The organism is Micropruina sp. (assembly GCF_047607385.1).
In the GTDB taxonomy this organism is placed as follows: Bacteria; Actinomycetota; Actinomycetes; order Propionibacteriales; family Propionibacteriaceae; genus Micropruina.
The window spans coordinates 1-9671 of the sequence record NZ_JASGDE010000082.1; the positions used below are offsets into that span (position 1 = coordinate 1).

At 69.6% G+C, this 9671-nt stretch carries 9 protein-coding genes; 7 read left to right on the top strand and 2 right to left on the bottom strand.

Features of this window, described 5'->3' with window-relative positions:
• Positions 1-96: 96 nt before the first annotated feature.
• Positions 97-663 carry a WhiB family transcriptional regulator gene (locus QM582_RS07485; protein ID WP_415083156.1) on the bottom strand — a complete coding sequence of 189 codons (567 nt, stop codon included), beginning with the start codon at positions 661-663 and terminating at the stop codon, positions 97-99.
• 170 nt (positions 664-833) lie between these two features.
• Here QM582_RS07485 and QM582_RS07490 point away from each other — a divergent pair, with 170 nt between their 5' ends.
• The 5 genes from QM582_RS07490 to QM582_RS07510 all read left to right on the top strand — a co-directional run bounded on the left by QM582_RS07490 (position 834) and on the right by QM582_RS07510 (position 5433).
• Complete coding sequence (locus QM582_RS07490) at positions 834-2171, top strand: DUF4921 family protein (RefSeq protein ID WP_415083157.1); 1338 nt, start codon at positions 834-836, stop codon at positions 2169-2171.
• A 60-nt stretch (positions 2172-2231) separates the two neighbouring features.
• Positions 2232-2804, top strand: coding sequence for a DUF1707 SHOCT-like domain-containing protein (locus tag QM582_RS07495; protein ID WP_415083159.1), 573 nt, complete (start codon positions 2232-2234; stop codon positions 2802-2804).
• Positions 2805-2868: 64 nt separating this feature from the next.
• Entirely contained in the window at positions 2869-3789 is a 921-nt protein-coding gene (locus QM582_RS07500; protein WP_415083160.1) for an ATP-binding cassette domain-containing protein, read from the top strand.
• Positions 3782-4648: an ABC transporter permease gene (locus QM582_RS07505; protein WP_415083162.1), complete on the top strand. Its 867-nt coding sequence runs from the start codon at positions 3782-3784 to the stop codon at positions 4646-4648. Before QM582_RS07500 ends, QM582_RS07505 begins: the two co-directional genes overlap by 8 nt.
• Positions 4645-5433: an ABC transporter permease gene (locus tag QM582_RS07510; protein ID WP_415083164.1), complete on the top strand. Its 789-nt coding sequence runs from the start codon at positions 4645-4647 to the stop codon at positions 5431-5433. Before QM582_RS07505 ends, QM582_RS07510 begins: the two co-directional genes overlap by 4 nt.
• 272 nt (positions 5434-5705) lie before the next feature.
• Here QM582_RS07510 and QM582_RS07515 read toward each other — a convergent pair whose 3' ends face one another.
• Complete coding sequence (locus tag QM582_RS07515) at positions 5706-6089, bottom strand: glyoxalase superfamily protein (RefSeq protein WP_415083169.1); 384 nt, start codon at positions 6087-6089, stop codon at positions 5706-5708.
• A gap of 198 nt (positions 6090-6287) precedes the next feature.
• Here QM582_RS07515 and QM582_RS07520 point away from each other — a divergent pair, with 198 nt between their 5' ends.
• A complete protein-coding gene (locus tag QM582_RS07520) occupies positions 6288-8153 on the top strand; it encodes an ABC transporter transmembrane domain-containing protein (protein ID WP_415083165.1) in 1866 nt (621 codons plus the stop codon).
• On the top strand, positions 8143-9671 hold a 1529-nt coding region (locus QM582_RS07525; RefSeq protein ID WP_415083167.1), incomplete at its 3' end, for an ABC transporter ATP-binding protein. The genes QM582_RS07520 and QM582_RS07525, both read left to right, overlap by 11 nt.

A 9671-nucleotide genomic window follows, 5' to 3' on the forward strand; every position in this document is an offset into this window, starting at 1 on the left:
GGTCGCCTGACCGCACACCCCACCGCTCGCATAACTATTTGGGGCTCGCTGAATTCAGCGAGCCCCAAATAGTTAGGCGAGCGGTGGGGAGTGCGGTCAGGCGACCCGGCGCTCCCGGGAGCGGTGCGGACGGACGACCGCCGCGAACGCGGCCAGCACCCGCTCCATGGTCGGCTTCACCACCACGAACGACACCTCGGACGCCGCCGCGGCACGCGCCCGGCGCATATGCCGCTTCACCGTGGACAGTGAGCAGCCGAGCCGCATCGCCAGCACCTCGAGGCTCTCGTGCGGGTTGGCCTGGCGCAGCCGCAGCACCTCCTCGTGGTTGAGCTGGCGGCCGCCGCGGACGACGCCGGCCATCGCGTCCAGGTCCTCGGGCTCGACCGTCACGCCCAGCGCGGCCCGGATCTGGGTGCGCTGCGTCTCGGTGGTGCCGGCCACGAAACCGGCCACGTCGTGCTTCACCACAGCGTCGTACAGGCAGGACTCGAACAACGGGCAGTCGGCGCAGACGGCCCCGGCGCGGGCATTCAGCAGGACGGCCTGGCGCTGGCGTTCGCCGTTGCCGCGGGCGAGTGCGGGATCTTCCAGCAGTTCATGCTGGAACAGGGCCGGGTTGTCGATGCAGGCGGCGCGGTCGGCGCTGGTGCTGTGCGGCATGTCGTACTCACTTCCGTGACTGGTCCTCTTCGCGTGCTTGGACGCGGGCGGTCACGATTTGGTTGCAACTCCCTCCGGAATCGTCCCGACGCCCGCTGAACGGGCCGGTGTCGTGGCACAAGCCGGGAAGCTACTCTGAGGCCCACCACCGATCCAGGGAGCAACCACCTATGCAGGCCTTCCACCGGGAGCCGGACTGGTTGACCGTCATGGCCGACGGAACCGTCAAACAGCTCAATCCGTTCTCCGGCACCGAGGTGTGGACGGTGGCCGGACGCGGCAACCGCCCGCTCGGGATCGCGCTGCCGCCCCCGGTACCGCTGGAGCCGGAGCAGCACGGACGGCACTGCCCGTTCTGCGAGAAGCGCTACCTGGAGACGCCGCCGGAGAAGTCCCGGATGGTGCGCCGCGGCGACGGGAGTTGGCAGACGTGCTACGGCACCACCGCGGAGGAACTGTTCACCACCACCGCCGAATTCCGCCGGGTGCCGAACCTGTTCGAGATCCTCAGCTACCAGTACTGGAATGCCAACTACGGCTACACCCTGCCGGCGCGGGTCGCGGCCCGGAAGGCCGCCTATCTGGAATCGCCGGTGGGGCGGGCGCACATTCTGGGCGTGGCGAGGGCCAAGCTGCTGGCCGGTGGGCGGACGCCGGCGCAGATCGACGCGATGACCCTGCAGGAGCAGGTCGATTTCGCGTCCGGCTTCTTCGGCGGCGGGCACGACGTGATCATCAGTCGCCGGCATTTCGTCGACGGTGCGGTCGACAACACCCAGCTGGCCGGGTCGGGCACGCTGAGCCCTGAAGAGCACCACCAGCTGCTGTCGTTCACGGTGGAGTCGATCTCGGCGCTGTTCAACCTCAACCGCTACGCCCGCTACGTCGTGGTGTTCCAGAACTGGCTGCGACCCGCCGGGGCGTCCTTCGACCATCTGCACAAGCAGCTGGTCGCCGTCGACGAGCGCGGCGTCCAGGCCGAGCGGGCAGTGGCTCAGCTGCGGGCCAACCCGAACGTGTTCAACGAGGACGCGGTCAACTACGCCGCCTACAAGAACCTGGTGCTGGCCGAGAACGACCACGCCATCGCGTTCGTCGGCTTCGGCCACCGCTTCCCGTCCCTGGAGATCTACTCCAAGAGCGCCGAATGCGACCCGTGGGAGCAGTCGCCGGAGGAGCTGCGGGGCATGTCGGACATGCTGCACGCCATGCACGCGGCGACCGGGGTGGACGTCCCGAGCAACGAGGAGTGGCACTACCGGCCGATCGACGTGGACGTCGCGATGCCGTGGCGGATCGTGCTGAAGTGGCGGATCTCGACCCTGGCGGGCTTCGAGGGTGCCACCAAGATCTACCTCAACACCCTCGACCCGTGGGCCATCCGGGACCGGACGGTGAACGCGCTGGCCGCGCTGCGTGACGACGGGAAGATCGCCGCCGACCTGCGGATCGGCAGCGAGGCGGAGTGCCGTCCGAATTCGCTGCGCTACAACGCCGGCAGCCGCTGAGGCGTCGCTCCGGGTGGGTACTGGGGCAGAATGGGGCAGACCCGAGGAAAGTAGGTAGCCATGTCAGGTCCGCAGTGGCAGAACCTTCCGGTGCCGCCGGGGCAGGGTGGCCAAGGCTGGGCGGGCTTCTCCGCCGACCCGCGCGACCCGCAGTACCAACACCTGCGCGCCTCGGACGGTGACCGTGGCAACGCCGCGTCCATGCTGGCCGACGCCTACGCCGAAGGACGCCTGGACAACGACGAATACAACCAGCGGCTGGATCAGGTGATGAGCTCGAAGAGCCTCGGCGAGCTGGTGCCGGTGCTCACCGACATCACCCCGCTGCCCGCCGCCGGGCAGCAGCAGGCCAGCGCGCCGGCGCAGCAGAGCGGTGCGCGGGGTCTCCTGGGCCAGTTCCCGCGGTGGTGGCTCGGGCTGGCGGTGATGTTCAACGTGATCTGGCTGATGACCGTGCTGACCTCCGGCCACCTGATCTACTACTGGCCGATGTGGCCGATGCTGGGCACCGCGATCCCGATGATCATGGGCATGATGAATGGCGGCGGACGCGACCGCGGCGATCGCCGGGACCGGCGCGACCGGCGGGCGATCGCCCGGCATCCGGAGCCGCCGGAGAACGATCTGCGCTGAGCGGCGGCGACGTCCGAGGTCGCCGCGGTGAGAAGTGTCGGGACCGCTTGGTAGGTTGCTCGCCGTGTCCGTGATCGAAGCCCGCGCTCTGGTGAAGAGCTACGGAGAACTCAACGCCGTCGACGGCATCGACTTCGAGGTGGCTGCCGGGGAGTCGTTCGGGCTGCTCGGGCCCAATGGCGCGGGCAAGTCGACCACCATGCGGATGATCGGCGGCACCTCGTTGCGGACGTCCGGAACGCTGAGGGTGCTGGGCCTGGACCCGGAGACTCACGGGCCGGAGGTACGGGCCAACCTGGGCGTCATCCCGCAGCAGGACAACCTCGACACCGAGCTGCGCTGCCGCGAGAACCTGATCACCTACGGCCGCTATTTCGGCTTGCCGCGGGCCTATCTGCGGCGTCGCGCGGACGACCTGCTGGAGTTCGCGCAGCTCACCGAGAAGGCCGACGAGAAGGTCGACAACCTCTCCGGCGGCATGAAACGTCGGCTCACCATCGCCCGTGGGCTGATCAACGAACCCCGCATCCTGCTGTTGGACGAACCCACCACCGGGCTCGATCCGCAGGCCCGGCACATCCTCTGGGACCGGTTGTTCCGGCTCAAGGAAGAGGGCGTCACCCTGGTCGTTACCACCCACTTCATGGACGAGGCGGAGCAGCTCTGCGACCGGCTGGTGGTGATGGACCACGGCCGGATCGTCGCCGAAGGCTCGCCGGCGCAGCTGATCCGGCAGTACTCCACCCGTGAGGTGCTGGAGGTGCGGTTCGGCTCCGACCGCAACGCCGCCGCGGTGGCGCAACTCGACGGTGTCGCCGAACGCGTCGAGGTGCTGCCCGACCGGGTGCTGCTCTACACCGCCGACGGCGAGGCCGCGCTCGAGCAGGTCACCTCCCGCGGGCTGCAGCCGATCACCTCGCTGGTCCGCCGCTCGTCCCTGGAGGACGTCTTCCTCCGGCTCACCGGGAGGTCGTTGATTGACTGACCGCGTCGTCGCCGCGGCGGATTCCAACCGGCTCGCCTACACCGGCGGGGTGCTGCCGGCCGCCGCCCAGGCCCGGGCCGGACGCCGCTGGGGCTGGTGGCTGTACGCCGAGTACCGGCTGACCTCGATGCGCGCCTATCTGCAGACCATCCTGATCCGGGCGATCGGGCTGCCGCTGCTCTACCTGTTCTCGATGGGGCTCGGGCTGGGTGCGCTGGTGAACGCGGGCGCCGGCGGGGTCGACGGGGTGAGCTATCTGGTGTTCGTCGGCCCGGCGCTGCTGGTCTCGTCCGTGGTGATGGAGGCCAGCGGTGAGTTCAGCTATCCGGTGATGGCCGGCTTCAAATGGCAGAAGCACTACTTCGCGGCCGCCGCCAGCCCGGTCGCGCCCGGCCAGGTCGCCGTCGGCGAGGTGGTTGCCGTCGGGCTGCGGTTCATCCCCGAGGCGCTGCTGTTCTGGCTGGCGCTGGTCGGGTTCGGTGCGGTGACCTCGCCTGCGTCGGTGCTGATGGTGCTGATCGCACCACTGGCCGCGCTCGCCTTCGGGGCGCCGCTGATGGCCTTCGCGGCGACGCAGACCGACGAGGGGTCGCAGTTCGCGTTCATCCAGCGGTTCGTGGTGATGCCGATGTTCCTGTTCGCCGGCACCTTCTTCCCGATCAGTGCGATGCCCGGCTACCTGCAGTGGATCGGCTGGATCTCGCCGATGTGGCACGGCACTCAGCTGGCCCGGGTGGTCGGCTTCGGCATGGCCAATCCGTGGTGGCTGACCGCGCTGCATGTCGTGGTGCTGCTCGGCGCCGCCGTCGGCGGCACCTGGCTGGCGGCCCGGCTGTTCGCCCGGAGGCTGACCCGATGAGCGCGCTGACCGGGCTGTATGCGGGCAACGTCCGCGCCGTGCTGGAGCGCGGCTTCAAGGTGATCGGCAACCAGAACTGGACGATCGTCGTCTCCGGCTTCTTCGAGCCGGTGTTCTACCTGCTGGCTATGGGCTACGGCCTGGGCGGACTGGTCGGCACCGTGACCGGCCCGGGTGGCCAGCCGATGCCCTACCTGGCATTCATCGCACCGGCGCTGCTGGCCACGTCCGCGATGAACGGCGCCATCTACGACTCCACCTGGAATGTGTTCTTCAAGATGCGCTTCGGACGCATCTACGAGGCGATGCTGTCCACCTCGCTCGGGCCGCTGGACGTCGCCGCCGGCGAGATCGCGATGGCGTTGTTCCGCGGGCTGCTGTACGCCTGCGGGTTTCTCGGCGTGATGGGGATGCTTGGCATCACCACCTCGTGGTGGGCGCTGGCGATGGTGCCGGTGGCGGTGCTGATCGCGCTCGGCTTCGCCGCTGTCGGGATGGCGGTGACCAGCTGGTTCACCACCTTCCAGCAGATGGATCTGATCAACATCGTGCTGCTGCCGATGTTCCTGTTCAGCGCCACGCTGTTCCCGATCACCGTCTACCCGCAGCCGGTCCAGTGGTTCATCCAGGCGATGCCGCTGTGGCACGGCGTCGAGTTGATGCGACAGCTCTCGATCGGCGTGTTCACCGGCGGCACCTGGGTGCATCTGGCGTACTTCGGGATGATGTCGGTGGGCGGCGTCGTGTTCTGCACCCTGCGGCTGCGGGCGCTGTTCCTGCGCTGATCGCCGGGTCTGGCCGGCCGTACCGCGGGCCGCTGGTCGCACGGGCCGGCCGCCCGGCCCGCCGCTTCACTTGGTCGGCAAGCTCTGGATGCCGTTCGAACCACCTTGTTGTGGATATGGCGAGGGTGCTTGAAGCTGCGTCGCACTCAAACCGCTTGCTGGTGGAAATGGCGACCTCCGCAGCGGGTCATTTCAACCAGTAAGCGGTTCGAGCGTCGGGCTGACCCGATCCGGCCGGCCATAACCACCGGGAACCGGTTCGAGCTCCAGGATCAGGCCGACTGACCGAGCTCCTTGGTGCCCACCCGGACCCGGTTGCCGTCCGGATCGATCACCTCGAAGTCCCGGGCCCAGGGATGCTGCTCCACGTCGGCGCCGAAGGCGCGGGCGAGGTCGTCCACGTCCGGAACCCAGATGAAAAGCAGGGTCGGGCCGGACGCGTCCGCCACGTTCTCGCTGAGGAAGACGTCCGCGCCGTCGCGGCGGATCCCCATGAAGCGATGCGTGGTGCCGCCGCCGTAGCGGTGGGTGAAGTCGTGCACGAAGCCGAGCTGCTGCCACCAGGCCAAGGACTTGTCCACGTCGGCGACCCGAAGGATCGGTACCACCTGTGTCATTCGAACGCCTCCCCGTTGCCGTTCTTTGCTGCAGTCCATGATGCCGCCGCGAGGCGGGTACCGGTCGAGACCCGCCGAGCGACCCCGACCTGCTGGCCCGGATCCCCGCGCTCGCCTAACTATTTGCCGCTCGCCGAACTCGGCGAGCGGCAAGTAGTTAGGCGAGCGCGAGGGGTGGGGCGGAGGCGTCCGGGCCGAGTCGACAGCGCGGGGCCTCACGAGTAACGTTGCCCGGCTATGCACGATTTCCCACCGCGGATCGACGCCTACACGCGCGCCGAAACCGCCCGGCCGGACACCCGCAGCCCAGCACGCTTTCTGCTCTGGACGCTGCGGGTGCAAGGCGACGTGCTCGCAGCCCTGGCGGTGGCCGGGCTGGCCTGGTTCCTGCCCAGCGCGCTCAGCCCGTACCTGCTCGGCCGCACCATCGACGCCGGCATTCTGGTCGGCGACTGGGCCGCCACCGTGGGTTGGGCCGGGCTGCTGGCGCTGGTCATCCTGGTGGGGGCCGCCAGCGGCATCGTGATGCACACCTTCGCCGTCCGCGGCTGGCTGATCTCGCTGTACGGCACCCAGAAGCTGGTCACCCGCAAGTCGGTCCAATTGGGCCACGTGCTGAACCGCCGGCTGCCGACCGGTGAGGTGCTGAGCATCTCGTCGTCCGACTCCGACATCTTCGGCGGAACCTTCGAGGTGGTCGCCCGGGCGCTGGGTGCGCTCGGCGCCTTCGTGGTCGTCGTGGCGCTGATGCTGAGCACGTCGGGACCGCTCGGCCTGGTGGTGCTGATCGCGGCACCGGTGCTGGTGGCGGCGGCGACGCCGGTGCTGCATCCGCTGAACGCCGCGCAGTCCGCGGAACGGACCCAGAACAGCGAACTGACCTCGATGGCCGCCGACATCGTCGCGGGCCTGCGCATCCTGCGCGGCATCGGCGGCGAGAAGACCTTCGGCGACAACTACGCCGTGCAGTCCCAGCGGGTGCGCCGGCTCGGCGTCACCGCCGGCACCTGGCAGGCGGTGGTCGAGACGCTGTCGGTGTTGCTGTCCGGGCTGCTGCTGGTCATCCTGGTCTGGCTCGGCTCGCACGAGATGATGGCCGGACGCCTCACCCTGGGCCAGCTGATCAGCTTCGTCGGCTACGCGATCTTCATGGTCTGGCCGCTGCAGACGATGTTCGAGGTGGCCCAGAAATGGGTCCGCGGACTGGTGTCGGCCCGCAAGACGATCGCGCTGCTGAACGCCGAACTGCCCTGGACCGACGGCGACACCGAGCTGCCGGCGCGTCCGGTGCTGCACGATCAGGTCTCCGGGGTCCGGGTCGAGCCCGGCGAGTTCCTGGTCGTGGTGAGTGCCGATCCGGACGCCTCCGCCGCACTCGCCGACCGGCTGGGCCGCTACCTGCCCACCGTGACGGCGTCCGAGGAGAAGGCCGAGGACGACGACGAACTGAAGGGCCGCGCAGCTCGCCGGGCCCGCGCCGAGAAGGAACGTCGCCGCGCCGAGGCGGCTCGTTCGGACGCCGAAGCAGCCGGGCGACCCTGGGGGGTCACCGCGGACGGGCTGGACTACCAGCACTACACGATGGCGTCGCTGCGGGAACGGATCCTGGTCTCCGACGCCGGCAGCCAGCTGTTCGCCGGCACCTTCCAGCAGGCGGTCGATCCGCTGGGCGCGCACACCCGCGAGCAGGCCGAGCGGGCGCTGCGGACGGCGTCCGCCGAGGATGTCTTCGAGAGCCTGCCGGACGGCTGGGCCAGCCGCATCGACGAGAAGGGACGCGGACTCTCCGGCGGGCAGCGGCAGCGGGTGGTGCTGGCCCGGGCGCTGCTGGCCGATCCGGAGGTGCTGGTGCTGGTCGAGCCCACCTCGGCGGTGGACGCGCACACCGAGGAGGCCATCGCCGGACGGCTGGCCGACCACCGCCGGGGCCGCACCACCGTGGTGATGACGGCGTCCCCGCTGCTGGTGCACAGCGCCGACCGGGTGGCCTTCCTGTCCGACGGACGGCAGAGCGCCACCGGCACCCACGAGCAACTGCTGGCCGAGCATCCCGAGTACCGGGCCGTGGTCAATCGAGGAATGGAGGACGACGATGACGACTGACCTGCTGACGTCGTCGGCCGCCACCTGGTCGGACGACCCGAACGCCTTCGAACTGCCGCCGGAACTCGCCGCGCCGCCGCGGCACGGGCCGTTCGCGTTCGTCACCCACCCGGCCGGGCAGCTGCGCGGGCTGGCCACCCGGTTCCGGGTCCGGCAGCGCCGCGCCGAGGCCTTCTTCGCGGCGTCCCGCAACCCCGAACGGGGCCTGCCGGTGGCGCACAACGACAAGGCCTTCCGGTTCATGGGCGAGCTGCTCACCACCCGGCGCTGGCTGTTGATCGCGGTGGTGGTGTTCAACGTGCTGGCGGCCGCCGCAGGACTGATCGTGCCCCGGATGCTGGGCGACCTGGTCGATCAGGTCGCGGCCGGCAACACGCCGCTGGCTACGGTGGACGCGATCATCCTCGGTGTCGCCGGAGTGGTCGTGGTGCAGTCGGTGCTGACCTTCGCGGCGCGCCGGGTGTCGGCGGTCTTCGGCTACGACCTGCTGGCCGCTGCCCGTGAGTCCATCGTGCGCACCGTGCTGCGGCTGCCGCTGGGCCGGATCGAGTCGGCCAGCTCGGGCGACCTGCTGACCCGGATCACCTCCGATGTGTCGAAGATGAGCGAATCGGTCCGCTGGGCGTTCCCGCAGCTGGTCATGTCGATGGTGATCACCGCGCTGACCATCGTCGCGATGGTGCTCAACTCCTGGTTCCTGTCGCTGCCGCTGGTGGCGTCCATCACCGTGCTGGTGATCGTCACCCGGGTCTACCTGCGGCGGGCGATGCCCGGCTACATCACCGAATCGGGCACCTACTCGCAGATCAACTCGACGATGACCGAGACCGTCGAAGGCGCCCGGACGGTGGAGGCGCTCGGGCTGGGCGAGCGCCGCGTCCGGATCGGCGACGACGACATCGAGGTGTCGAACCACGCCGAGCGCTACACGATGACGCTGCGGAACCTGCTGTTCATCTTCCTGGACGCCTCGTACCAGCTGCCGCTGGTGGCGGTCGTCGTGCTGGGCACGTGGGGCTACGCCAACCACTGGGTGACGATCGGTCAGATCACCGCCGCCGCGATCTACGTGCAGCAGCTGGTCGAGCCGCTGGACCGGCTGATCCAGGTGGCCGACCGGCTGCAGATCGGGCTGGCCGCGACCACCCGTCTGCTCGGCATCGCCGAGGTGCCGCAGGACCGGACGCCGGGCGAGCGGCGTCCGATCGACAACCATCTCAAGGGACGTGACCTGCGCTTCGCCTACCGCGAGGGGCGGGACGTGCTGCACGGCATCGATCTCGACCTGCGGGTGGGGGAGCGGCTGGCGATCGTCGGGCCGTCCGGATCGGGCAAGTCGACGCTGGGCCGGCTGATGGCCGGCATCAACGGGCCGCGCACCGGCACGGTGACGGTCGGCGACGTGGAGTTGATGAGCCTGCCGCTGGACGTGCTGCGCACCGAGGTGGCGCTGGTCACCCAGGAGCACCACGTCTTCGTCGGCACGGTGCGGGACAACATCGTGCTGGCCCGTGACCA